The sequence below is a fragment of the Klebsiella sp. ZJOU C1 genome (genome assembly GCF_035620215.1).
Classification (GTDB): Bacteria; Pseudomonadota; Gammaproteobacteria; order Enterobacterales; family Enterobacteriaceae; genus Klebsiella; species Klebsiella variicola.
In genome coordinates, this window is record NZ_CP141644.1 from 4,070,555 (window position 1) to 4,094,205 (window position 23,651).

At 56.4% G+C, this 23,651-nt stretch carries 21 protein-coding genes and 1 pseudogene; 11 read left to right on the forward strand and 11 right to left on the reverse strand.

What is annotated here, in order from left to right; all coding sequences use genetic code 11:
* Positions 1-36: 36 nt before the first annotated feature.
* Both bamC and dapA read right to left on the reverse strand, forming a co-directional pair.
* On the reverse strand, positions 37-1,071 hold the full coding sequence (gene bamC, locus SPE70_RS19470; protein WP_008803834.1) for an outer membrane protein assembly factor BamC: 1,035 nt from the start codon (positions 1,069-1,071) through the stop codon (positions 37-39).
* Between the two features lie 16 nt (positions 1,072-1,087).
* Positions 1,088-1,966 carry a 4-hydroxy-tetrahydrodipicolinate synthase gene (gene dapA / locus SPE70_RS19475; protein WP_002913803.1) on the reverse strand — a complete coding sequence of 293 codons (879 nt, stop codon included), beginning with the start codon at positions 1,964-1,966 and terminating at the stop codon, positions 1,088-1,090.
* A gap of 153 nt (positions 1,967-2,119) precedes the next feature.
* Between dapA and SPE70_RS19480 the strand changes: the two genes are divergently transcribed.
* Together SPE70_RS19480 and bcp are read left to right on the forward strand one after the other, a co-directional pair.
* Positions 2,120-2,686 (forward strand): glycine cleavage system transcriptional repressor, encoded by a 567-nt coding sequence (locus SPE70_RS19480; RefSeq protein WP_002913804.1) that lies wholly within the window; start codon positions 2,120-2,122, stop codon positions 2,684-2,686.
* Between the two features lie 3 nt (positions 2,687-2,689).
* Positions 2,690-3,160 (forward strand): thioredoxin-dependent thiol peroxidase, encoded by a 471-nt coding sequence (gene bcp / locus SPE70_RS19485; RefSeq protein ID WP_136047281.1) that lies wholly within the window; start codon positions 2,690-2,692, stop codon positions 3,158-3,160.
* Between the two features lie 60 nt (positions 3,161-3,220).
* On the opposite strand, the gene SPE70_RS19490 is transcribed toward bcp, so the two are convergent.
* A complete protein-coding gene (locus tag SPE70_RS19490) occupies positions 3,221-4,285 on the reverse strand; it encodes an AI-2E family transporter (protein ID WP_012540911.1) in 1,065 nt (354 codons plus the stop codon).
* Positions 4,286-4,339: 54 nt separating this feature from the next.
* Positions 4,340-4,456 carry a hypothetical protein gene (locus tag SPE70_RS19495; protein WP_012540910.1) on the reverse strand — a complete coding sequence of 39 codons (117 nt, stop codon included), beginning with the start codon at positions 4,454-4,456 and terminating at the stop codon, positions 4,340-4,342.
* A gap of 51 nt (positions 4,457-4,507) precedes the next feature.
* Here SPE70_RS19495 and bepA point away from each other — a divergent pair, with 51 nt between their 5' ends.
* The 3 genes from bepA to SPE70_RS19510 all read left to right on the forward strand — a co-directional run bounded on the left by bepA (position 4,508) and on the right by SPE70_RS19510 (position 7,380).
* Entirely contained in the window at positions 4,508-5,971 is a 1,464-nt protein-coding gene (bepA, locus tag SPE70_RS19500; protein ID WP_008803831.1) for a beta-barrel assembly-enhancing protease, read from the forward strand.
* Between the two features lie 9 nt (positions 5,972-5,980).
* Complete coding sequence (arsC, locus tag SPE70_RS19505) at positions 5,981-6,340, forward strand: arsenate reductase (glutaredoxin) (protein WP_008803830.1); 360 nt, start codon at positions 5,981-5,983, stop codon at positions 6,338-6,340.
* Between the two features lie 128 nt (positions 6,341-6,468).
* Entirely contained in the window at positions 6,469-7,380 is a 912-nt protein-coding gene (locus SPE70_RS19510; protein WP_012967455.1) for an Rpn family recombination-promoting nuclease/putative transposase, read from the forward strand.
* Here the strand turns inward: SPE70_RS19510 and SPE70_RS19515 are convergent.
* From SPE70_RS19515 to bglK, 5 genes are all read right to left on the reverse strand, one after another.
* On the reverse strand, positions 7,377-8,078 hold the full coding sequence (locus tag SPE70_RS19515) for a DnaA inactivator Hda (protein WP_020947395.1): 702 nt from the start codon (positions 8,076-8,078) through the stop codon (positions 7,377-7,379). The two genes, SPE70_RS19510 and SPE70_RS19515, sit on opposite strands and share 4 nt — an antisense overlap.
* Positions 8,079-8,176: 98 nt before the next feature.
* The gene (uraA, locus tag SPE70_RS19520; RefSeq protein ID WP_008803828.1) at positions 8,177-9,463 is read right to left on the reverse strand and encodes a uracil permease; all 1,287 of its coding nucleotides are present in this window, start codon (positions 9,461-9,463) and stop codon (positions 8,177-8,179) included.
* 86 nt (positions 9,464-9,549) lie between these two features.
* Positions 9,550-10,176, reverse strand: a complete 627-nt coding sequence (gene upp, locus SPE70_RS19525) for a uracil phosphoribosyltransferase (protein ID WP_004201927.1) — start codon at positions 10,174-10,176, stop codon at positions 9,550-9,552.
* Positions 10,177-10,393: 217 nt separating this feature from the next.
* Positions 10,394-11,827, reverse strand: coding sequence for a 6-phospho-beta-glucosidase (locus SPE70_RS19530; protein WP_023340606.1), 1,434 nt, complete (start codon positions 11,825-11,827; stop codon positions 10,394-10,396).
* 9 nt (positions 11,828-11,836) lie between these two features.
* On the reverse strand, positions 11,837-12,730 hold the full coding sequence (gene bglK / locus SPE70_RS19535) for a beta-glucoside kinase BglK (protein ID WP_008803826.1): 894 nt from the start codon (positions 12,728-12,730) through the stop codon (positions 11,837-11,839).
* A gap of 263 nt (positions 12,731-12,993) precedes the next feature.
* On the opposite strand from bglK, the gene purM reads away from it, so the two are divergent.
* The 4 genes from purM to ppx all read left to right on the forward strand — a co-directional run bounded on the left by purM (position 12,994) and on the right by ppx (position 18,445).
* Positions 12,994-14,031 carry a phosphoribosylformylglycinamidine cyclo-ligase gene (purM, locus tag SPE70_RS19540; RefSeq protein ID WP_064170359.1) on the forward strand — a complete coding sequence of 346 codons (1,038 nt, stop codon included), beginning with the start codon at positions 12,994-12,996 and terminating at the stop codon, positions 14,029-14,031.
* Positions 14,028-14,669, forward strand: a complete 642-nt coding sequence (purN, locus tag SPE70_RS19545; protein ID WP_012540904.1) for a phosphoribosylglycinamide formyltransferase — start codon at positions 14,028-14,030, stop codon at positions 14,667-14,669. The genes purM and purN overlap by 4 nt, the downstream gene beginning before the upstream one ends.
* A 179-nt stretch (positions 14,670-14,848) precedes the next feature.
* Positions 14,849-16,909 carry a polyphosphate kinase 1 gene (gene ppk1 / locus SPE70_RS19550; protein ID WP_004890441.1) on the forward strand — a complete coding sequence of 687 codons (2,061 nt, stop codon included), beginning with the start codon at positions 14,849-14,851 and terminating at the stop codon, positions 16,907-16,909.
* 3 nt (positions 16,910-16,912) lie between these two features.
* Positions 16,913-18,445, forward strand: coding sequence for an exopolyphosphatase (gene ppx / locus SPE70_RS19555; RefSeq protein WP_008803823.1), 1,533 nt, complete (start codon positions 16,913-16,915; stop codon positions 18,443-18,445).
* A 55-nt stretch (positions 18,446-18,500) separates the two neighbouring features.
* Here the strand turns inward: ppx and SPE70_RS19560 are convergent, their stop codons facing one another.
* Positions 18,501-20,729, reverse strand: coding sequence for a sensor domain-containing phosphodiesterase (locus tag SPE70_RS19560; RefSeq protein WP_008803822.1), 2,229 nt, complete (start codon positions 20,727-20,729; stop codon positions 18,501-18,503).
* A gap of 370 nt (positions 20,730-21,099) precedes the next feature.
* Here SPE70_RS19560 and SPE70_RS19565 point away from each other — a divergent pair, with 370 nt between their 5' ends.
* Complete coding sequence (locus SPE70_RS19565) at positions 21,100-21,273, forward strand: YfgG family protein (RefSeq protein ID WP_012967451.1); 174 nt, start codon at positions 21,100-21,102, stop codon at positions 21,271-21,273.
* A 99-nt stretch (positions 21,274-21,372) separates the two neighbouring features.
* Here the strand turns inward: SPE70_RS19565 and SPE70_RS19570 are convergent.
* Positions 21,373-22,282 (reverse strand): annotated as a pseudogene (locus tag SPE70_RS19570) (LysR family transcriptional regulator).
* 72 nt (positions 22,283-22,354) lie between these two features.
* Here SPE70_RS19570 and SPE70_RS19575 point away from each other — a divergent pair.
* Positions 22,355-23,644: an MFS transporter gene (locus SPE70_RS19575; protein WP_101825807.1), complete on the forward strand. Its 1,290-nt coding sequence runs from the start codon at positions 22,355-22,357 to the stop codon at positions 23,642-23,644.
* Positions 23,645-23,651 lie beyond the last annotated feature (7 nt).

Consider the following 23,651-nt stretch of genomic DNA (forward strand, 5'->3'; position numbering starts at 1 on the left):
ACATGAAAAAGGGCCGGATTGCTCCAGCCCTTTTGATTACTTGTTAAATGCGGCCTGGAATACGGCTACCAGGGCGTCATTTTGCGACTGCGTCAGGGTGTGACCTTTCGGGTCGATGAACTGCAGGCTACTGCGGTTATCGAGGTCACCGACCTGCAGTTTGTAGTCACCGGAGGCCAGCTGCGGGTCACGTGCGCCCAGCTCCTGCCAGCTGCTGTCAGACAGCGGCTTGTAGGTCAGCGCCATGCTGCCCTGAGAGCGCGTGCTGTCGGTCACTTTCATTCCCACTTTCTCGAGGGCGCCCGGCAGACGTTGCCACACCATATTAAACGGCGCGCGAACGACAAGCATCGGCAGGCCGGTGTCATCGGCAGCGCTCTGCACGTCGAAGGTGGCGCCAGCACTGCGCTGGGCCGCGTTCTGGGCGCTGGTGGCGCTCGCATCAAGGCCTTCCGAAATGACGTTCAGCATGGCGGTGCTGTAGCGCTGCAGTGACGCCGGATCGGCAACCGGTTTACCCGCCTGCTCCAGATTCACCAGCTTAACGACCACCGCTTGCTGATAGCCCTGCGGTTTGACGGAGATTTGATAACGACCGCGATACTGCTGATCTTCATCAAGGCGGTTCCACTCAACCCAGTCGGTGTTCAGCGTCTGGCTCGCATCATCGCGTTTCGCGATAACGTAGTTCTTCGACTGAAGGATACTGGTGACCTGCGCCCACAGCGAGCCGCTGCGGCCGTTCTCAACCATCAGCGTCGCGGTATCGCCATTAAACTGGGTCCGCGCACCGCTGACCAACGCCAGCGGCTGCGCCGGCGGGCGAATGTCCAGCGCTTTGCCCACCGCGCCGGTGCTGTTGGCCACCGGAATGTTGTAATCGCCCACCTGAATCGGCAGGATCATCCCCGCCGGCGCGTGAAGTTCGCTCAACGGTGACGCCTGTAAATAGGCCTCATCACCGCTCACCTGACGCTTATAGCGCGAGTCGGAACTACAGGCCGCGAGGAGTAGAACCAGCGAAACACCCGCAACCTTCGCCAGGCGCGACTTCTGTACTGAGTAAGCCATCAAATCTCCCTAAACTTTACAGCAAACCGGCATGCTTCAGCGCGGCGGTGACGGCTTCACGACCATGGTCGGTGATGGGCGTCATCGGCAAGCGCAGCGTATCGGTCGCCACAAGACCCAACGCCTTGCATCCCCATTTCACCGGGATAGGATTGGGTTCGACAAATAATTTTGTATGCAGTGGCATCAGACGCTGATTAATCGCACGCGCTTCGGCAAATTGACCCGCCAGCGCCAGACGGCACATGTCGGCCATTTCGCGCGCCGCCACGTTGGCGGTGACGGAAATCACGCCCACGCCGCCGAGCTGCATGAAGTCCATACCGGTCGCATCGTCACCGCTCAGCAGAATAAAGTCGTCTGAAACCAGCTCTTTGATCTGGTGAACGCGACTTAAGTTCCCTGTAGCTTCCTTAATACCGACAATATTTTTAATTTCCGCCAGACGGCCAACGGTTTCCGGCAGCATATCGCAACCGGTACGGGACGGCACATTATACAGAATTTGCGGCAGGTCAGTATGTTCAGCGATAGCTTTAAAGTGCTGGAACAGGCCTTCCTGGGTCGGGCGGTTATAATAAGGAGTGACCGTCAGGCAGCCGACAACACCGCTGTCGTTAAAACGTTTGGTCAGGCTAATCGCCTCTGCGGTTGCATTGGCTCCCGTGCCAGCGATAACTGGAATACGCCCGTCGGCCAGTTCCAGCGTCATCATCACTACGTCGCCATGCTCTTCATGGCTCAGCGTTGCGGATTCACCGGTAGTCCCTACCGAAACGATCGCCGAGGTTCCGTTGGCGACATGGTAATCAATCAGTTTTTTCAGGCTTGTCCGGCAGACATTACCGTTTTCATCCATCGGCGTGACAAGCGCTACAATACTTCCCGTGAACATGGGCCATCCTCAGAGCAGAAGTGCGACAAGATTCTCAATGTTACGTTTGGAGCTGCAATAAAAGCAAGAGACCCGACGCCATCAGGGATGTTGTATGGCGGTTTTTTTTATGCTTTCCTAATGTTACCTCACCTTTTTAAAGGAAGAACAGGTTTGACAGCCTCATTACAACACTATCTGGTTATTACCGCCCTGGGGGCTGACCGTCCCGGCATCGTGAATACGATCACTCGCCACGTCAGCAGCTGCGGTTGTAATATCGAAGACAGCCGGCTGGCCATGCTCGGTGATGAGTTTACGTTTATCATGCTGCTTTCCGGGTCGTGGAATGCGATTAACCTGATCGAATCAACCCTGCCGCTGAAAGGTGCGGAGCTGGAATTGTTGATCGTGATGAAACGCACCACTGCGCGCCCGCCGCAGGCCATGCCAAACACCGTTTGGGTCCAGGTTGAGGTGCCGGACTCACCGCATATCATCGAGCGCTTCACTGCCCTGTGCGATACCTGGAATATGAATATTGCGGAACTGGTGTCCCGCACTCAGCCGGGAGACGGCGATTCCGCGCAGCTTTTTATCCAGATAACTGCCCACAGTCCTGCGACGCAAAATGCAGCAAATATCGAACAAGCGTTCAAAGCCCTATGTACAGAACTGAACGCACAAGGCAGTATTAACATCGTTAATTATTCACAGCATGATGAACAGGATGGAGTTTAACCCATGACCCCACTGAAAGCCGGTGATATCGCACCGAAATTTAGCTTACCGGACCAGGACGGCGAGGAAGTAAATTTAACCGACTTCCAGGGACAACGTGTCCTGGTTTATTTTTACCCGAAAGCCATGACCCCGGGCTGCACCGTCCAGGCGTGCGGCTTGCGCGATAATATGGACGACCTGAAGAAAGCCGGTGTAGAAGTGCTGGGCATCAGCACCGATAAACCGGAAAAGCTCTCCCGTTTCGCCGAGAAAGAACTGCTGAACTTCACGCTGCTGTCTGATGAAAACCATCAGGTTTGCGAGCAGTTTGGCGTCTGGGGCGAAAAATCCTTCATGGGGAAAACCTACGACGGTATTCACCGTATTAGTTTCCTCGTCGATGCCGATGGCAAAATCGAACACGTCTTTGATGACTTCAAGACCAGCAATCACCACGACGTGGTGCTGAACTGGCTGAAAGAAAACACCTGATGCAGAGCAAGACGCCGGGGGAGGAGATCCTCACCCGGCGTCTTTTTTATCCCGAACACGTCAGTCGTCGTCAACCACCAGGCCATCCGGCCAGGCATGCACTACCGCTTTAATCAGCGTGGCCAGCGGAATGGCGAAGAAGACGCCCCAGAACCCCCACAGCCCGCCAAAGATCACCACCGACAGGATAATCACCAGCGGGTGTAAATTGACCGCTTCCGAGAACAGCACTGGGACCAACAGGTTGCCGTCCAGCCCCTGAATAATCAGATAGACCGCGAACAGGCTCCAGAACTCGGTGCCAGCGCCAAACTGAAACAGCGCCACCCCCACCACCGGAATGGTCACCACAAACGCGCCGATATAGGGGATCAGCACCGAGAAGCCCACCAGCACCGCCAGCAGCAGCGAGTAGTTGAGGCCAAAGAGAATAAAGCCGATCCAGGTGGCGACGCTGACGACAATCATCTCCAGCACCTTGCCGCGAATGTAGTTGGTGATCTGCTGATTCATCTCCTTCCAGACCTGCCCGGCAAGGCCACGATTACGCGGCAGTACGCGGCGCACCGCGTTGAGCATCTGCTCTTTATCCTTCAACAGGAAGAAAACCATCAGCGGCACCAGCACCAAATAGACCGCCAGGGTAAGCAGCCCCACCAGCGAGGCCAGAGAGTACTTCACTACCGAGTCGCCCACCGTCAACATCCGATTGCGCATATTTTCCGCCATCGCATCGATGATGCCGGCATCCATTAACGCCGGATAGCGCCGCGGCAGCGTAGCGGCAAAATCAGAGAGTTTGTTGAGCATACCCGGCATATCGCGGATGAGATAGATCCCCTGCTGCCAGGCCACCGGCATCACCACAAAGGCCAGCAATAGCAGGATGCCCACAAAGAGGATCAGCACCAGCGAGGTGGCCCAGGTGCGCGACAGGCCAATCCGTTCCAGACGAACCGTCGGCCACTCCAGCAGATAGGCCAGTACGATAGCCACCAGTAACGGCGCTAACAGACCGCTGAAAAAGAACATGATGCCGAAACCGGCAAGCAAAATAACCAGCAGCGCTATCGCCTCAGGGTCGCTGAATCGACGGCGGTACCACTGCATTAACATCTCAAGCATAAAACCTTCCCTGAAGGGCCAAGCGGCGACAATCCGGGGAATTGTATCGAAATGTCACAAAAAAGACTTCGCTTTTTGATGCGCCGCAGACAAACCGTTCTCCGCCGTGAAGATCATATTTTCAAGGCGGCCAACGCCAGCTAAACTCGCTGGGATGCGGCCAGGGAACATTGCGTCGCACAATCGGTCAAACTGGCACACCCACATTACAGGACAGAGGTTATGTTCAGGCAGTTGAAGAAAACGCTGGTGGCGACCGTCATCGCCTCGCTGACGCTGGGTTCGATAGGCCCTGCTTTTGCTGACTCCGCAGATACGCTGCCGGACATGGGGACCTCTGCAGGAAGCACGCTGTCGATTGGTCAGGAAATGCAGATGGGGGATTACTATGTGCGCCAGCTGCGCGGCAGTGCGCCGCTGATTAACGATCCCCTGCTGGTACAATATATCAACGGGCTGGGCATGCGTCTGGTGGCACACGCCAACTCAGTGCGCACCCCGTTCCATTTCTATTTGATTAATAACGACCAAATCAACGCCTTCGCCTTCTTTGGCGGCAACGTGGTCCTCCACTCCGCCCTGTTCCGCTACTCTGATAATGAGAGCGAACTGGCCTCTGTCATGGCGCACGAAATCTCCCACGTTACGCAGCGGCATCTCGCCCGCGCGATGGAAGATCAGAAGCGCAATGCGCCGCTGACCTGGGTCGGTGCCCTGGGTTCGATTCTGCTGGCGATGGCCAGCCCGCAGGCCGGGATGGCGGCGCTGACCGGGACGCTGGCCGGTACCCAACAGGGCATGATCAGCTTCACCCGCCAGAACGAAGAAGAGGCCGACCGGATTGGCATTCAGGTTCTGCAACGCTCGGGATTCGACCCACAGGCTATGCCGATGTTTATGGGTAAACTGCTTGACGAGTCGCGCTACTCGACGCGACCGCCGGAAATGCTGCTCACCCACCCCCTGCCGGAAAGCCGACTGGCCGATGCCCGTAACCGCGCCAACCAGATGCGCCCGGTGGTGGTACAGTCCTCAGCGGACTTCTATCTGGCGAAGGCGCGTACCCTCGGGATGTACACCAACGGCGACAACAAGCTGGGCACCGATCTGCTGAACGCCTGGGATAAGGGCAATATTCGCCAACAGCATGCCGCCCAGTATGGTCGCGCTCTGCTGGCGATGGAAAGCAACAACTTTGACCAGGCACGCAAAACGCTGCAGCCGCTGCTCAGCGCCGACCCGCAAAATGCCTGGTATCTCGACCTGGCCACGGATATCGACCTCGGGCAGAAGAAAACCAGCGACGCCATCAATCGCCTTAAAAACGCCCGCGAGCTGCGCACCAATCCGGTACTGCAGCTGAACCTGGCCAACGCCTTGCTGCAGGGCGGACAGCCCGGGGAAGCGGCGACCATTCTGAACCGGTATACCTTTACCAATAAAGAGGATGGCAACGGCTGGGATCTGCTGGCCCAGGCGGAAGGTGCGCTGGGCAATCGCGACCAGGAGCTGGCGGCGCGGGCAGAAAGCATGGCGCTGGTCGGTCAGCTGGAACAGGCGATTTCCCTGCTCAGCAGCGCCAGCTCGCAGGTGAAACTTGGTAGCCTGCAGCAGGCGCGTTACGATGCCCGTATCGACCAGCTACGCGATCTGCAGGCCCGCTTCCGCCCCTATCAAAAAATGTAAGGAGACCCCATGACCGACGCGGTAACAATTTACCATAACCCACGCTGCTCGAAGAGCCGCGAAACGCTGAGCCTGCTGCAGAGCCGCGGCATCGATCCACAGGTGGTGCTTTATCTCGACACACCGCCGGATGCCGATACGCTGCGTGAGCTGCTGCAGCTGCTGGGTATGGAGAGCCCCCGCGAGCTCATGCGCCAGAAGGAGGATCTGTACAAATCGCTCAATCTTGCCGACCAGGCGCTTAGCGACGCGGCGCTGATTCAGGCGATGGTCGACAATCCTAAGCTCATTGAACGCCCTATCGTCGTCAGCCGCGGCCAGGCGCGTATTGGCCGCCCGCCGGAGCAGGTCCTTGAGATCGTAAGCTAACCCACCTGCGCCGCGCTTTCGCGGCGCTTTTTTTTACGTGGCCGATTCCAGATCTTCCACGCCAATCCCTCCCGCCCGCCGGACGATGCTACTGTTCATCTATCGCTCAATCCACTGGACGGATGAACATGAAAAAACCGACCTCCACGCCCCATGACGCGGTGTTTAAAACCTACCTCTCCCATCCCGATACCGCCCGCGATTTCCTGCAACTGTATCTGCCCGAAACGCTGCTTAAAGTATGCGATCTGCGTACGCTGCATCTCGAGTCGGGGCATTTTGTCGAAGACGATCTGCGCCCCTTTTATGCCGACATTTTGTATTCCCTGAAAACCACGGCGGGAGACGGTTATATTTATGCGCTTATCGAACACCAGAGCACGCCCGACCGGCATATGGCCTTTCGTCTGATGCGCTATGCCATCGCCGCCATGCAGCGTCATCTCGATGCCGGTCACGATCAACTACCGCTGGTGATCCCTGTCCTCTTCTACCACGGTCTGGCCAGCCCCTACCCATACTCTCTACGCTGGCTCGATGAATTCGCCGCCCCGGAACTGGCCAGCCGTCTTTATCACGAAGCGTTTCCGCTGGCGGACATTACCGTCATTCCGGATGACGACATTGCCACCCACCAGCGCATGGCAACGCTGGAGTTACTGCAAAAACATATTCGACAACGCGATCTGGCGCAGCTCCTCGACAAGCTGAGCGAATTATTATTGACTGGACTGGCGACACAATCGCAGGTACAAGCCCTGATGCACTATCTGGTGCAGGCAGGCAATACGCGCGAGCCGATCAAGTTCATACGCGAACTGGCGTTACGTACGCCGCAGCATAAGGAGACGTTGATGACGATTGCGGAATATCTCGAGCAACAGGGACTGGAGCGGGGACTGGCGCAGGGGCGACAGGAAGGCCGGAAAGAAGAGGCACAGCGTATCGCCGCCGCCATGCTACACAGTGGCCTGGCGCGCGATCTGGTCGCTCATCTGACCGGACTGACGGAGCAGGAGCTGGCCCCACTGGCGGACTAGAGCTTAAGGATCTCTTTCACGAAGGGGATCGTCAGCTTGCGCTGGGCGGTAATCGAGGCGTGATCCAGCTGATCGAGGGTCATAAACAGCGAGCGCATCTCGCGATCCAGCCGCTTCAGCAGGAAGCGGCACACGTCTTCCGGCATCTCGAAGCCGCGCAGTCTGGCGCGTAGCTGCAGCGCCTGCAGTTTGTCTTCATCCGACAGCGGCTGCAGCTTATAGATCTGCCCCCAGTCCAGCCGTGAGGCGAGGTCCGGCAGACCAAGATTCAGCTGCCGCGGCGGCCGATCGCCGGTGATCAGCAGTCGGGTTTTGCCTGATTCCAGGATCCGGTTGTAGAGATTAAAGATGGCCATTTCCCAGGGCTCATCCCCGGCGACGCATTCAATATTATCAATGCAGACCAGCGCCAGCTGTTCCATCCCCTCCAGTACCTCGGGCACAAACCACGTCCGTTTATCCAGCGGCACGTAGCCCACCGCATCCCCGCGCTGGGAAAGCTCGGCGCAGGCGGCGTGTAACAGGTGGCTGCGACCTGCCCCTTCACGTGACCAGATATAAATGTACCCGCTGTGTTCCTGGCGCAGTACGTTCTGGAGGGCAGCAAGTAGGGAAGGATTATCACCCGGCCAGAAACTTGCGAAGGTTTCGTCGTCAGGAAGATACAGTGGCAAAGAGAGCTGTGCCGGTGCGTTCAGATGGACCTCAACATAGGCTTACAGAAAAACGCGGAGAGTTTACCACAGATTTAGGTCAGGAGAGAACCGGGCGGGATCGCCGCCCGGTCAGGAGATCGTTATTTAACCTCTTCGCTATCCACCGCGTCGAGGACCACCTCTTCCGGACGCAGGACGCTGATAAGCTTGAAAATCAGGCTCAGCGCGATGCCCACGATGGTCGCCAGCGCCATCCCTTTCAGCTCGGCGGCGCCAATGTGTACTTTAGCGCCGCTGACGCCGATGATCAGGATCACGGAGGTGAGGATCAGATTCTGCGCTTTACTGTAATCCACCTTCGATTCAATCAGTACGCGGATCCCCGAGGCGCCGATCACCCCGTACAGCAGTAGCGAAACGCCCCCCATCACCGGTACCGGAATGATTTGGATAGCCGCCGCCAGTTTGCCGACGCAGGAGAGCAGAATCGCAATGATCGCCGCGCCGCCAATAACCCAGGTACTGTAAACCCGGGTAATCGCCATCACGCCGATATTTTCACCGTAGGTGGTGTTGGGCGTCGAACCGAAGAAGCCGGAGATGATCGTCGACAGGCCGTTGGCAAACATCGAACGATGCAGACCCGGGTCGCGGATCAGATCGCGCTTAACGATATTGGCGGTCACCACCAGGTGCCCGACGTGCTCAGCAATCACCACCAGCGCGGCGGGCAGAATGGTGAAGATAGCAAACCACTCAAAGCGCGGCGTGTAGAAGGTCGGCAGCGCGAACCAGTGCGCCTCGGCGATCGGGGTGGTATCGACCACGCCCATCACAAACGACAACGCATAGCCCACCAGCACACCAATCAGGATTGGAATAATCGCCAGGAAGCCGCGGAACAGCACAGAACCAAATACCGTCACCGCCAGCGTTACCATCGAAATAATAATGGTTTTGCTGTCGGGGGCTTGACCGTCGGCTGGCAGCAGCCCGGCCATATTAGCCGCCACACCCGCCAGTTCGAGGCCGATAACCGCCACGATGGCGCCCATCGCCGCCGGCGGGAACATCACATCCAGCCAGCCGGTACCGGCTTTTTTGACAATAAAGGAGACGAGGCAGAACAGCACGCCGCACATAATAAAACCACCCAGCGCCACTTCGTAGCCCAGCGGCAACAGCAGCAGTACTGGAGAAATAAAGGCGAAACTCGATCCCAGATACGCCGGGATTTTGCCTTTACAGATAAAGAGGTACAACAGCGTACCAATACCGTTAAACAGCAGGACGGTGGCCGGGTTGATGTGGAACAGGATTGGCACCAGCACCGTTGCGCCAAACATAGCAAACAGGTGCTGCAAACTAAGCGGGATAGTCTGTAAAAGCGGCGGTCTTTCACTCACCCCGATAGCACGGCGCGTCATAGTGTTTTCCTCTGAGATGGTTAGTTATGTGTGTTTTATTCAAAAAAAAGCCGACTTTCAAAGTCGGCTTATTTATCGTTATTCGATTATTTCGTACCAAAGATCTTGTCGCCGGCATCGCCGAGACCGGGAATGATATACCCGTGTTCATTCAGTCCCTTATCGACAGAGGCGGTGTACAGCTCAACGTCCGGGTGCGCTTTCTCCAGCGCGGCAATCCCTTCCGGCGCCGCCACCAGTACCAGCACCTTGATGCTGGTGCAGCCGGCGTTTTTCAGCAGATCGATAGTGGCGATCATCGACCCACCGGTGGCCAGCATCGGATCAACCACCAGCGCCATACGCTCATCAATGTTGGACACCAGCTTCTGGAAGTAAGGTACCGGCTCGAGAGTCTCTTCATTACGATAGATACCCACCACGCTGATACGCGCGCTGGGGACGTGCTCCAGTACCCCTTCCATCATGCCAAGGCCTGCGCGGAGGATAGGCACAACGGTAATTTTCTTGCCCTTGATCTGCTCAACTTCCACCGGGCCATTCCAGCCTTCGATGGTCACTTTCTCGGTCGCCAGATCGGCGGTGGCTTCATAAGTCAGTAAGCTGCCCACTTCTGAGGCGAGTTCACGGAAGCGTTTGGTGCTGATGTCGTGCTCGCGCATCAGGCCCAGCTTGTGTTTGACGAGTGGGTGTTTGACTTCCACAATCTTCATTCTCTTTCTCCTCTGAGGGGCGGCCACAAAAAAAATCGCGGGATTATACCGCTTTTTGCGGATTGTGCCATACCCATCTTGCTTGACGTATATCAAGCAAAGTGATTTAGAGACAAAAAAACCGGAGGCAAGGCTCCGGCTTGGGTGCGGGGTGCAGTCCATACGCTTACGCGGGCCTACGTGTATTGTAGGTCGGTTAAGCGTTAGCGCCACCCGACTACGACAGGTTCTCCCCGTTGCTGGCAATCACCTGTTGATACCAGGCAAAGGACTTTTTCCGGCTGCGAGCCAGCGAGCCATTGCCTTCATTATCTTTATCGACATAAATGAAGCCGTAGCGTTTTTTCATTTCCCCTGTGCCGGCGGAAACCAGATCGATACAGCCCCACGGGGTGTAGCCCATCAGATCAACGCCATCCTCGACCACCGCCTTTTTCATCTCCGCGATATGGGCGGAGAGATAATCGATACGATACTGGTCATTGACGCTGCCGTCTGCTTCACGGACATCGATCGCGCCAAAACCATTTTCGACAATAAACAGCGGCAACTGGTAGTGATCCCAGAACCAGTTCAGCGAATAGCGCAGGCCAACCGGGTCAATCTGCCAGCCCCAGTCCGACTTTTTGACGTACGGGTTGGAGACCAGGCTGGTAGTTTCATCATAGTCGAGCAAGGGATTATCTTCGGTGGCTTTGGTGGCGAACGACATATAGTAGCTAAAGCCAATGTAGTCGACACAGCCCTCAGTTAACGCCTGACGATCGGCTTCGGTGATATCCAGGGTAAAGCCGCGGCGGGCAAAATAGTTGAGCAGATGCTGCGGATAGCGGCCGCGCACGTGGACGTCGGTAAACCAGTAACGGCGGTGCATGGCGTTCATCGCCATCATCATATCGTCCGGGGCGCAGGTCAGCGGATAGATGGGGCACATAGCGATCATGCAGCCAATCTGCAGTGCAGGGTTGATCTCGCGCGCCGCTTTCACCGCCAGGGCGCTGGCCACCAGCTCATAGTGCGCGGCCTGGTACATCACCGGTTCCCGGTCTTCATCCGGCAAATATTTCAAACCGGAGTTGGTGAAGGGGGCAAAGTCCTCATGGAAGTTGGCCTGGTTGTTGATCTCGTTAAAGGTCATCCAGTACTTCACTTTATGTTGATAGCGGGTGAAGACGACCCTGGCAAAGCGCACGAAAAAGTCGATCAGCTTCCGGTTGCGCCAGCCGCCATACTCGGTGACCAGGTGATAAGGCATTTCAAAATGCGACAGCGTAATCACGGGCTCAATGCCGTGCTTCAGGCATTCGTCGAACAGATCATCGTAAAACTGCAGGCCAGCCTCGTTGGGCTCCAGCTCATCGCCCTGCGGGAAAATACGCGTCCAGGCAATCGAGGTGCGAAAACATTTGAAGCCCATCTCGGCAAACAGCGCCAGGTCCTCCGGATAGCGATGATAAAAATCGATCGCCTCATGGTTCGGGTAATTTTTCCCCGCCACCACGCCGTCGGTAATTTCACGCGGCACGCCGTGGGCACCGGCGGTCATCACGTCCGCCACGCTGATCCCCTTGCCGCCCTCCTGCCAGCCGCCCTCTAACTGATGCGCGGCGACCGCGCCGCCCCACAGAAAACCTGCTTTAAATCCGGACATAGTCTCTCCCTAATGTCGATCGTCGCCAGGCGAACGATAGTGCTGATTGAAATGGTAAACCGCGCCAATCAGGCCGGCATCGTTGCCGTGACTGACGGTATCGAGATAGTCGGCAATGCCAAACCAGGCCAGATGCTGGCGCAGCAGAGCCAGAAATCCTGGACGTTCCACAATGCCGCCGCCGATAAAGATGGCCTGCGGATCGAAGATATTGACGAGGTTATAAAGGCCATGACCCAGGCCATTGAAGAACTCAGCGACCAGACGCTGACAAACCGGGTCGCCAGCGTCATAGCGGTCAAAAATCATTTCGCCTGTCACGCTCTCCAGCGGCGCAGCGATATGTTCCGCATAGCGATGGCGTAGCACTCGCAGGGTGCAGTTCTCATTCATCGAATAGCGACGAGGATCGCGCCCGCCGGGACGGTCAGTGAGCATGTAGCCGAACTCACCGGCGCGAAAACGCGCCCCGTGAACCAACTGATGATGGCAATAAATCGCCCCACCAATGCCGGTGCCAATGGTGAGTACCAGAAAATTGGCCATTTCCGCCGCTTTGCCCTGCCAGCGCTCTGCCAGCAGCACACAGTTGGCATCATTTTCAACTGAGACCGGCAGTCCGGTCCGGGCTTCAAGCCATGCTTTCATGGCGAAGTTATCAAATCGACGAATAGCGCCGCCCATGGTGATAAAGCCGCTGTGCGGATCAACATAGCCTGGCGCGCTGATGGCGACCCCTTCACACGACGGATGGGCCGCCAGCCATGACAGCATTGCCTGTAAGATATGATCGCCATCGCTGTCATTGATCGACTGCTTCGCGCTTTCCAGTAGCCTGCCATCGCGGGTCATCACGCCCATCTTTAATGCGGTGCCACCGATATCAAATGCCGCAATTTTCATTCATCCCTCTCCTGACCAGCGTCAATCACTGGCAAAATGCGTGGCAAACCAACACAGAAACCGGTTTCAGTCTTATGATGAGGATTCCTTAAGGCTGAGGCAAGCACAAGACTGTACCCGGTTTCATTTTCGTGAGCAGTATCAAATTTGACCATCTATCCGCTGTTTCACGCCGACTGTAAAGCAGGCTCGCAAACGTTTGCTTTCCCTGTTAGAATTGCGCCGATTTTTCTTGCTTACCGCAAACGCGTGGAGACTTCGCAGTGACCGACAAAACCTCTCTCAGCTATAAAGATGCCGGCGTGGATATTGATGCAGGCAACGCTCTCGTCGACCGTATTAAGGGCGTGGTGAAGAAAACCCGTCGCCCGGAAGTGATGGGGGGACTGGGCGGATTCGGCGCGCTGTGCGCACTGCCGCAGAAATACCGCGAGCCGGTACTGGTCTCCGGCACCGACGGTGTCGGTACCAAGCTGCGTCTGGCAATGGATCTGAAGCGTCACGACACCATCGGCATCGACCTGGTCGCCATGTGCGTGAACGACCTGGTGGTTCAGGGTGCTGAGCCGCTGTTTTTCCTGGATTATTACGCGACCGGTAAACTGGACGTCGATACCGCGGCCAGCGTCATTAACGGCATCGCCGAAGGCTGCCTGCAGTCCGGTTGCGCGCTGGTGGGCGGTGAAACCGCAGAAATGCCGGGGATGTATCACGGTGAAGATTACGACGTAGCGGGTTTCTGCGTCGGGGTGGTGGAAAAATCAGAAATCATCGACGGCAGCAAAGTGGCCGACGGCGACGTGCTGGTGGCGCTGGCGTCCAGCGGCCCGCACTCTAACGGCTATTCACTGGTGCGTAAGATCATTGAGGTTAGCGGCGTTGACCCGCAGACCACCGACCTTGACGGCAAAGCGCTGGCCGACCATCTGCTGGCGCCAACCCGCATCTATGTGAAATCGGTGCTCGATCTGATCGCCAGCGTTGACGTCCACGCTATCGCCCACCTGACCGGCGGCGGTTTCTGGGAAAATATTCCGCGCGTGCTGCCGGATAACACCCAGGCGATCATTGATGAGTCCTCCTGGCAGTGGCCGTCCGTCTTCAACTGGCTGCAAACCGCCGGTAACGTCAGCCAGCATGAAATGTACCGTACCTTTAACTGCGGCGTGGGGATGGTTATCGCCCTGCCGGCTGCAGAAGCAGACAAGGCCATTGCCCTGCTGAACGAGAAAGGTGAAAACGCGTGGAAAATCGGGTATATCAAAGCTTCCGATTCCGAACAGCGTGTGGTCATTGCATGAAAAACATCGTGGTGCTGATTTCCGGTAGCGGCAGCAATTTGCAGGCGATCATCGACGCCTGCGGCCGGAAACAGATAAACGGCACCCTGCGGGCGGTATTCAGTAACAAGGCTGATGCGTTTGGCCTTGAACGCGCGCGCGCGGCCGGCATCCCGGCCCACGCGCTGGCGCAAAGTCAGTTTGCTGACCGGGAAGCATTCGATCGTCAGCTGATGCATGAAATCGACGCCTACGCCCCGGATTTGGTAGTGCTGGCGGGCTATATGCGTATCCTGAGCCCGGCGTTCGTCAGCCATTATCAGGGACGTCTGCTGAACATCCATCCTTCGTTACTGCCGAAGTATCCTGGCCTGCATACTCATCGTCAGGTGCTGGAAAACGGTGATGAGGAACATGGGACCTCGGTGCACTTCGTCACTGATGAGCTGGACGGCGGTCCGGTTATCCTGCAAGCCAAGGTGCCGGTCTTCGCTGGCGACAGCGAAGATGAGGTGACGGCGCGGGTTCAGGCCCAGGAACATGCCATTTATCCGCTGGTCATCAGCTGGTTCGTCGATGGGCGTCTGCGCATGGCAGGCAACCACGCCTGGCTGGATGAACGACAACTTCCGCCCCAGGGCTATGCCGCTGAAGAATGAACAACAGCCCCGCCTTTTCCTGTCGCGGGGCTTTTTTTTAATTAAAATTGTTTATTAATCAATCATCTCACAGAAATATTTCTTCTTACTGTCATATTGTTGTGACACAGTAAATCGCTATGCAGAAAAATTCGTCATAATAGTCTACGTCCTGTGAGTAAAACGGAGTGTGAGCGGTAATGGGCCAGGAAAAGCTATACATCGAAAAAGAACTCAGCTGGTTGTCTTTTAACGAACGCGTGCTGCAGGAAGCGGCGGACAAAAGTAACCCGCTGATTGAGCGCATGCGCTTCTTAGGGATCTACTCCAACAACCTTGATGAGTTTTACAAAGTGCGCTTCGCTGAGCTTAAGCGCCGGATTATTATCAGTGAAGAACAAGGCAGTACCGCCCATTCTCGCCACCTGTTAGGCAAAATCCAGGCCCGCGTTCTGAAGGCCGATCAGGAATTCGATAGTCTGTATAACGAACTGCTGCTGGAGATGGCGCGCAATCAGATCTTCCTCATCAACGAGCGCCAGCTGTCCGTCAATCAGCAGGCCTGGCTGCGCAACTACTTCAAACAGTATTTGCGTCAGCATATCTCGCCGATCCTGATTAACCGTGAAACGGACCTCGTGCAGTTCCTGAAAGATGATTACACCTATCTGGCGGTGGAGATTATCCGCGGGGAAAACATCAACTATGCCCTGCTGGAAATTCCGTCAGACAAAGTGCCGCGCTTCGTAAACCTGCCGCCGGAAGCGCCTCGCCGCCGTAAACCAATGATCCTCTTGGATAACATCCTACGCTACTGCCTGGATGATATATTTAAAGGCTTCTTTGATTACGATGCGCTGAACGCCTACTCGATGAAAATGACCCGTGACGCCGAGTACGATCTGGTGCATGAGATGGAGTCGAGCCTGATGGAGCTGATGTCTTCCAGCCTCAAGCAGCGCTTAACCGCCGAGCCGGTTCGCTTCGTCTACCAGCGCGATATGCCGGACGCGATGGTCGAAATGCTGCGCGATAAGCTCTCCATCTCAAACTACGACTCGATGCTGCCGGGCGGCCGCTACCACAACTTTAAAGACTTTATCGGCTTCCCGAATGTGGGTAAGGCTAATCTGGTCAATAAGCCTATGCCGCGCCTGCGTCATCTGTGGTTTGATAAATTCCGCAACGGCTTCGACGCCATCCGCGAACGCGACGTCCTGCTCTACTATCCCTATCACACTTTTGAGCATGTGCTGGAGCTGCTGCGTCAGGCCTCGTTCGACCCCAGCGTACTGGCGATCAAAATCAACATCTACCGTGTAGCCAAAGATTCGCGCATCATTGACGCGATGATCCACGCCGCCCATAACGGTAAAAAAGTCACCGTGGTGGTGGAGCTGCAGGCACGCTTCGATGAAGAGGCTAACATTCACTGGGCGAAACGCCTGACGGAAGCGGGGGTCCACGTGATCTTCTCCGCGCCGGGTCTGAAGATCCACGCCAAGCTGTTCCTTATCTCGCGTAAAGAAGGCGATGAGGTGGTGCGCTACGCCCATATCGGTACCGGTAACTTTAACGAGAAGACAGCGCGGATCTACACCGACTATTCGCTGTTAACCGCCGATGCGCGCATTACCAATGAAGTCCGCCGCGTGTTTAACTTTATTGAAAACCCCTACCGCCCGGTCAGCTTCGATTACCTGCTGGTGTCGCCGCAGAACTCGCGCCGTCTGCTGTATGAGATGATCGATCGCGAGATCGCCAATGCGCAGAACGGGCAACCCTCCGGGATTACGCTGAAGCTGAACAACCTGGTGGATAAAGGGCTGGTGGACAGACTGTACGCCGCCTCCAGCTCCGGCGTGCCGGTCAATCTGTTGATCCGCGGCATGTGCTCGCTGATCCCTGGACTGGAAGGCATCAGCGATAATATCCGCGTCATTAGCATCGTTGACCGTTTCCTCGAGCACGACCGGGTCTACTGTTTTGAAAACGGTGGCGATAAACAGGTCTGGCTCTCCTCTGCCGACTGGATGACGCGTAACATCGATTACCGTATTGAAGTTGCCGCCCCGCTGCTCGACCCGCGTCTGAAACAGCGAGTGCTGGATATTTTTGATATCTTGTTCAACGATACGGTAAAAGCGCGCTATCTTGATAAAGAACTGAGTAATCGCTATGTGCCGCGCGGCAATCGCCGTAAAGTGCGTGCACAGATGGCGATTTACGATTATCTCAAATCACTCGAACAACCCGACTAACCTATGCCAATAAACGAAATAACCCCTCGGCCGCAGGAATTCGCTGCGGTCGACCTTGGTTCGAACAGTTTTCATATGGTGATCGCCCGTGTCGTCGATGGCGCCATGCAGATCATTGGACGCCTGAAACAGCGCGTGCATCTGGCCGATGGCCTTGATGAAAACTCGGTGTTGAGCGAAGAAGCGATGACCCGCGGGCTGAACTGCCTGTCGCTGTTTGCTGAACGTCTGCAAGGGTTCTCCCCTTCCAGCGTCTGCATCGTCGGGACGCATACGCTGCGTCAGGCGACCAACGCGGCAGAGTTTCTTAAACGCGCGGAAAAAGTGATCCCCTACCCGATCGAGATCATCTCCGGCAATGAAGAAGCGCGCCTGATTTTTATGGGCGTTGAGCATACGCAGCCGGAGCGCGGTCGTAAGCTGGTGATTGATATCGGCGGCGGTTCGACCGAGCTGGTCATCGGTGAAGATTTTGAGCCCCGCCTGGTGGAAAGCCGTCGCATGGGCTGCGTGAGCTTCTCGCAAGCCTACTTCCCTGGCGGGACAATCAATAAAGAAAATTTCCAGCGTGCTCGTCTTGCGGCGGTACAAAAACTGGAAACCCTGGCCTGGCAGTTCCGTATTCAGGGCTGGACCGTGGCGCTGGGCGCCTCCGGCACCATTAAAGCTGCGCAGGAAGTGTTGGTGGCCATGGGTGAGAAGGACGGGTTTATTACGCCGGAACGCCTCGAAATGCTGGTCAGTGAGCTGCTGAAGCATAAAAACTTCGACGCGCTCAGTCTGCCAGGCCTCTCTGAAGATCGTAAAGCGGTCTTTGCGCCGGGGCTGGCGATTCTGTGCGGCGTGTTTGACGCGCTAGCCATTAAAGAACTTCGTCTGTCCGATGGCGCCCTGCGTGAAGGCGTGCTGTACGAAATGGAAGGCCGCTTCCGCCACCAGGATATTCGTAGCCGCACAGCGCAGAGTCTGGCGAATCAGTACAATATCGATCGCGAACAGGCACGCCGGGTGCTGGAAACCACCACCCATATGCTGGAACAGTGGCAGGAACAGAACCCCAAGCTGGCAAATCCGCACCTTGCGGCGCTGTTGAAGTGGGCGGTGATGCTCCATGAGGTAGGGCTGAATATCAACCATAGCGGTATGCATCGCCACTCGGCCTACATTCTGCAGAACAGCGACCTGCCGGGCTTCAACCAGGAGCAGCAGATGCTGATGGCCACCCTGGTGCGCTATCATCGCAAAGCGATAAAACTCGACGACCTGCCGCGCTTTACGCTGTTCAGGAAAAAGCAGTTTCTGCCGCTGATCCAGCTGCTGCGCCTGGGCGTGCTGCTGAATAACCAGCGTCAGGCCACCACCACGCCGCCGACCCTGCGGCTGCAGACGGAAGCTCACCACTGGACGCTGACCTTCCCGCACAACTGGTTTAGCCAGAATGCGCTGGTGCTGTTGGATCTGGAAAAAGAGCAGCAGTACTGGGAAGGTGTGCCGGAATGGCTGCTGAAGATTGCAGAAGAAGAGCCAGACGCCTGAGCCGCGCTCCTGAATATTCCCCAGGCCGGGCCATCGCGCCCGGCTTTTTTCTGCTTCAGGCAGTCATCCCTTCCGCCAGCTGCGCCAGTGGTACCGGTACGCCGATATCGTAGCCCTGCAAATAATCGATCCCCAGCGCGATGACCGCCTGGCGTATCTCCGGCGACTCGACATATTCAGCCACCACCTGCATGTTCTTCATACGCGCCAGACGACAAATAGAATCCACCACCTGGTAATCGAGACTGCTGGCAAGCAGATTGCGAATAAAGCTGCCGTCGATTTTAAGAATGTCGACGTTCATCGTTTTTAACCGGGCGTAGCTGGCGTAGCCGGTACCAAAATCATCGATCGCCACCCGGCAGCCCAGCGCCCGCAGATGCTCTAAAGTCTGACAGACCAGCTCAGGGTTACTGAGTGCATAGTTCTCGGTCAATTCGAAAATAATCTGCCATGGCTCAATGTTGTACGTCTGCAGCAGCGCTTCAACTTCCTGAGGAAACTGGCTGCGGCTCAACGTGACCGGAGAGAGATTGATCGCCAGCCGCAGACCGGGCAGTGCCCGCCGGTGGGTATCCATAAAGGCTAGCGTGTGCTCAATGACCCACTGATCCACACGAGAGGAGAGGCCAAACTCGTGCGCCACCGGCAGGAACGCGTTTGGCCCCGTCAGTTCGCCCGACTCCCCTTCCATCCTCAGCAACACTTCATGGTAGTTATCGCCGCGGATGCCCTGGATAGGCTGCGCCATCAGGACGAAGTGGTCTTGCTCCAGCGCCTTGAGGATGCGATTCATCATCACCACTTTATCTTTCAGATCCTGTTGAACATGGCCGGCGCCGCGGCGCTGCATATTCTCCGGATGGCCGCTGGCCAGCGACATGTCGGCAATCGTGTTTAGTTCGCCAAGCAGCAAATACAGATGTTTGACCGGTGAGCGCACGTTGCAATAGCTCATGCCGATCCGCGGCTGGAGGGGAACCCCGTCCCAGTAGAAACGGAACTGCCGCAGGGAGCGGTCGATCAAATGAATACGCGCCTGATGCCCTTCACTGTTGAGGCGGAAAACCAAGTCATGGCCGGCAAGGTGATACACCGCTTCGTTAGGCTGCAGTAACGCGCTCAGGTGGTTCGCCAGCATTTGCTTATACTGAATGCGTAACAATACGCCGTAGTGGCGGCCCAGCAGTTCCAGCTCAGGAATGCGCAAAAAACAGAGCGTCGACCAGCTCGTGCCGTTGAGCGCCCGACTCAGCGCCCGCAGATTAGGCATATGTACGACCGGGTCGAGGAAAGCCATCTGCCGGACGCGAGCGTAGATCAGCCGCTGCTGTGTCGCCAGCATCGCCGTGTAGGCGACAATAAACGAGAAGACCAGATAGCTTGACGAGGTGATCGCCAGTTGGGTGTTATAGCTTGGATAAACCGGTAAGTAACGGTAATGAAAATGGATCACGGCAATCAGTACCGGCGTCCAGATCAGCGAGATAAAACGATAACCAAAACGCATGGCTCCCCAGAGCATGACCGGCATAAGTAATGATAACGTATAATTCGTACTAAATATGGTGCTGGTATCATTAAGCGGCATCAATAATAGCCCCAGCAGCAGGATTAATATCGCCGCCCAGCAAATGATTTCAATTGTTTTTATTTTTGGATCAATTTGTAAGCGAACCTGAGAAATAAATCCGCGAACATGAAAAGGGTTCCGAATTATCCGCAGCAGAAAATAACACAGCGGCACGCCCGTCAGACACCCCACCATCAACGCCTGAAAGGTGATTAACGACCGTAAACTAAACGGCGTAATCCCCGTCATCTCCGTCGTACGTGGATGCAGTCCCAGATACTCAGCGATCTGTGACAGAATAAGAAAAATGACCGAGGGAAGCAGCATCTGCCAGAACAGACGGTGCGGCATCAGTTTGACGTTACCGTGCGAGACCTGCTGGCGACGGGGTACAAAGATGCGATATCCGCCCCAGCACAGCACGCAGGGGATGAGAAAATGAAACAACACGCCGATAGCCTGCTCGGGCGTCATTCCTCGGGCCAGCGTGAGCAGCAGGCCAATAATAATACCCGGGATCGCCGCCCAACCGAAAAACATCATCAGGCTGAGTACTAATGCCAGAGGAAGATAATAAAGGAATACCATGTGGCCATTGAGCATGGTGTAGGTATTCGCCCATCTGGCGAAGGGTAATAACAGCGAGGGCAGAACAAGCGGTAAAGCCCACCACTTGTCGCGATATTGTTGATAATATTTTAATAAATTCATAGGTGCTCTACAGAGAGCCTCTGCTCCTGCGAGGCATATTCAGGCAGGCATCCAACCACCCCATGCTGACCGCATAAGTAATAACGATACGGTAATGTTCGCTGATTTTAGTGGTCAAGAGAATGGGACTGTTGATATAAATCAACAAATACTGACGCTAACATTAATAAAACTTATTTTTTTACCTTTTTATTGCTAATAAAGTGAGCATGTAAATACGATGATTATCTTATATAACATTAATTAATGTTTTCACTGCGGCACTTTTACATCTGCATCAATTGACCCCACCTCGTTCCTGTGCCTTAATACCCCCATCGCCCATCTTCGGGTATACTTCAAGGAACCTTTTGTGAGTCAGGCACCCAGTATGCGTAAACGACATCGATTTAACCGTCGCATGACCCGTATCGTACTGCTTATCAGCTTTCTCTTCTTCTTTGGACGCTTTGTCTACTCCTCCATCGGCGCCTGGTACCATCACCAGGATAAAAAAGCGTCGCAGGAGTCTTCACTCACCGTCGAGCCCTCCGCTCGCGAGTAATCCTTTGATTCTAATACTGGAAGCGCCACACTCCGCAGACAGAGTCGCTCGCTGCTGATGTATTGTCTTTGATGCGGTAATTTTGCCGTCGGCGATTTATCAGCGCACGGCATGCAGCAGGCGCAGCATTTCCGCGATACCTTTTGTCACAATTTTGTCCTGACGCATGACTACCGCCAGCTGTCGATATAGCCGCGGCGCCAGCGAGTGCACGCTTAATCCGTCGCGATCCTTCTCCTGCTCCACCGCCATGCGGGGCACGATGCTGTAGCCCAGCCCTGCCCGCACCATCCGTTTAATCGCCTCGATGCTGCCCAACTGCATCACCGGCGTGACCGCCACTCCCGCCGAGCGGAACCAGCGGTCAATCAGATCCCGGGTGCCGCTGCCTGCTTCGAAGGCAATGAGCGGCAGCGCCAGCAGTTCTGCAGGAGTATAATCCGCCAGCGTCCCCGTCTCGTGACTGGCATGGATAACCACGAACTCCTCGTCAACCACTGAGGTCACCGCCAGACTGCGTCCCTGTACGGGCAAGGTAACCAGCCCGAGATCGAGGCGATTTTCCTCCACCGCCCGGACGATATCCAGCGTGTTGCCGGTGGTCACCCCCACCGTCAACAGCGGATGCTGCTGACGAAGATGCTGCAGCAGCGGCGGGAGAAGATGAATGCAGGCCGTCGCGCCGGTCCCCAGCGTTACCGCCCCATTAACTTCCTGACTGAATGCGCTGACCGACTGCATTGCGCTATTCACCGCCCGATCGATCTGCTCGCTGTGGGCCAGCAGTGCCATTCCCGCCGCCGTCGCCTTGATCCCGCGGCCGGTACGCTCCAGCAAACGGGTCTGTAAAAACTGCTCCAGCTGACGCACCTGCAGGCTAACGGCAGGTTGGGAGATCCCCAGCGCGTCGGCGGCGGCAGAAAAGCTGCCGCGCTGTACGACCAGCCGGAAGGTCGCCAGGTTTCCCAGGTTCAGTGTTGTCATACAAAGTTTCTCTTATACCGCACATAAGGTGGCCGCTCTGCCAGAACAATAGCCTGCCGGGTATGCTCAGGACAACTGCCTTAACGGAATGAAAACCATGGAAACACGCGCTATTCCCCGACGGCTCGCCTTCACCGCGGGTGGTCAGCAACTGATCAACTGGGGGATCTCTTTTTATATGCCCGGCACCTTTGCCGGGGCTATCGCCGCCGACAAAGGATGGTCCTTGCCGCAGATCTATCTCGGCCTGACGCTCGCCATGCTGATGATGGCCGCTGTTTCTCCGTTCGTTGCCAGGCTGCTGGCTCGCTTTGGCGGAAGGCTGGTGGTCACCAGCGGAACCTTACTGATAGCCGCCAGCTGCGCCATGATGGCCTGGCGCCCTTCGCTGGCCGGCTGGTACGGCGCCTGGCTGCTGACCGGCATCGGCATGCGGCTCTCGCTGTATGATGCGCTGTTCGCCGCAGTGGTGAATCTGTACGGTCAGCAGGCGCGGAAAACTATCTCTCATATCACTCTCGCTGGCGGTTTGGCCTCTGCCCTCTTCTGGCCGCTGGGCGAGGTGTTATTAACTATCATGCCCTGGCAGAATGCCCTGCGGATCTATGCGCTGCTTGGCCTGCTGAGCGCATGGCTGAGTTATCAACTGCCTCGCCAGCGGCTCAGTTCACCGGCGAAATCACCAGCCTCGCAAGCGACAGCAGAGGGCGACCGGCGTAACGGGGCGCGTTACGCGATCTTCATTGCGCTGATCACCTTCATCTCTAACGGCACCTCCACCCATCTGCCGGAGTTTATCAGCCACTTTGGTCTGCCGGTTGCCGTCGGTATGCTGTGGGGATTCGGCCAGACCGGCGCCCGGCTGGGGGAAGTGCTGGCCGGTCCCCGGGTCACCCCACTCACGCTGACGCGTTTTACCGCGCTCGCCATGCCGCTCTGTTTTCTCCTTGGATTGAGCAGCACGGCTTATGCCGGATGCGCAGCCGGGTTTGTGCTGGGCTATGGCGCGATTAACGGGCTGGTGACGATTGTCAAAGCAACGCTACCGCTGGCGCTGTTTAGCGCAGAAAGCTATGCCTGCCGCACCGGTATCCTGCTAATCCCCGGGCAACTGATGGCGGCTGCCTCACCCTTTGCCTACGCATGGCTGAACCACCGGCTGGGCATTATCGGCGGAATGTGGGTGTCCACCGGGTTAACGTTGATCGTTGCCGGACTGGCGCTGGCGATGGTGCGCGGGGCGGGCACGGTACAGCCGGGTAAACTTTCCGCGCTCCGCACGGCGGCGGCAAAAAATGGGCCAGCTGAACATCTGCCGGAACCGCAAACGGGGAATTCACAGGGAAACCTCACCCTGCCAGATAACCTTCTGGGACGACGGGATTGAAGGGATG

Bases quoted from the DNA above. Each gene is read 5' to 3' on its own strand.
- bamC (WP_008803834.1), bottom strand. From the start codon at position 1,071: ATGGCTTACTCAGTACAGAAGTCGCGCCTGGCGAAGGTTGCGGGTGTT.
- dapA (WP_002913803.1), bottom strand. From the start codon at position 1,966: ATGTTCACGGGAAGTATTGTAGCGCTTGTCACGCCGATGGATGAAAAC.
- bcp (WP_136047281.1), top strand. From the start codon at position 2,690: ATGACCCCACTGAAAGCCGGTGATATCGCACCGAAATTTAGCTTACCG.
- SPE70_RS19490 (WP_012540911.1), bottom strand. From the start codon at position 4,285: ATGCTTGAGATGTTAATGCAGTGGTACCGCCGTCGATTCAGCGACCCT.
- SPE70_RS19495 (WP_012540910.1), bottom strand. From the start codon at position 4,456: ATGTTCCCTGGCCGCATCCCAGCGAGTTTAGCTGGCGTTGGCCGCCTT.
- bepA (WP_008803831.1), top strand. From the start codon at position 4,508: ATGTTCAGGCAGTTGAAGAAAACGCTGGTGGCGACCGTCATCGCCTCG.
- arsC (WP_008803830.1), top strand. From the start codon at position 5,981: ATGACCGACGCGGTAACAATTTACCATAACCCACGCTGCTCGAAGAGC.
- SPE70_RS19510 (WP_012967455.1), top strand. From the start codon at position 6,469: ATGAAAAAACCGACCTCCACGCCCCATGACGCGGTGTTTAAAACCTAC.
- uraA (WP_008803828.1), bottom strand. From the start codon at position 9,463: ATGACGCGCCGTGCTATCGGGGTGAGTGAAAGACCGCCGCTTTTACAG.
- upp (WP_004201927.1), bottom strand. From the start codon at position 10,176: ATGAAGATTGTGGAAGTCAAACACCCACTCGTCAAACACAAGCTGGGC.
- SPE70_RS19530 (WP_023340606.1), bottom strand. From the start codon at position 11,827: ATGTCCGGATTTAAAGCAGGTTTTCTGTGGGGCGGCGCGGTCGCCGCG.
- bglK (WP_008803826.1), bottom strand. From the start codon at position 12,730: ATGAAAATTGCGGCATTTGATATCGGTGGCACCGCATTAAAGATGGGC.
- purN (WP_012540904.1), top strand. From the start codon at position 14,028: ATGAAAAACATCGTGGTGCTGATTTCCGGTAGCGGCAGCAATTTGCAG.
- ppk1 (WP_004890441.1), top strand. From the start codon at position 14,849: ATGGGCCAGGAAAAGCTATACATCGAAAAAGAACTCAGCTGGTTGTCT.
- ppx (WP_008803823.1), top strand. From the start codon at position 16,913: ATGCCAATAAACGAAATAACCCCTCGGCCGCAGGAATTCGCTGCGGTC.
- SPE70_RS19560 (WP_008803822.1), bottom strand. From the start codon at position 20,729: ATGAATTTATTAAAATATTATCAACAATATCGCGACAAGTGGTGGGCT.
- SPE70_RS19565 (WP_012967451.1), top strand. From the start codon at position 21,100: ATGCGTAAACGACATCGATTTAACCGTCGCATGACCCGTATCGTACTG.
- SPE70_RS19575 (WP_101825807.1), top strand. From the start codon at position 22,355: ATGGAAACACGCGCTATTCCCCGACGGCTCGCCTTCACCGCGGGTGGT.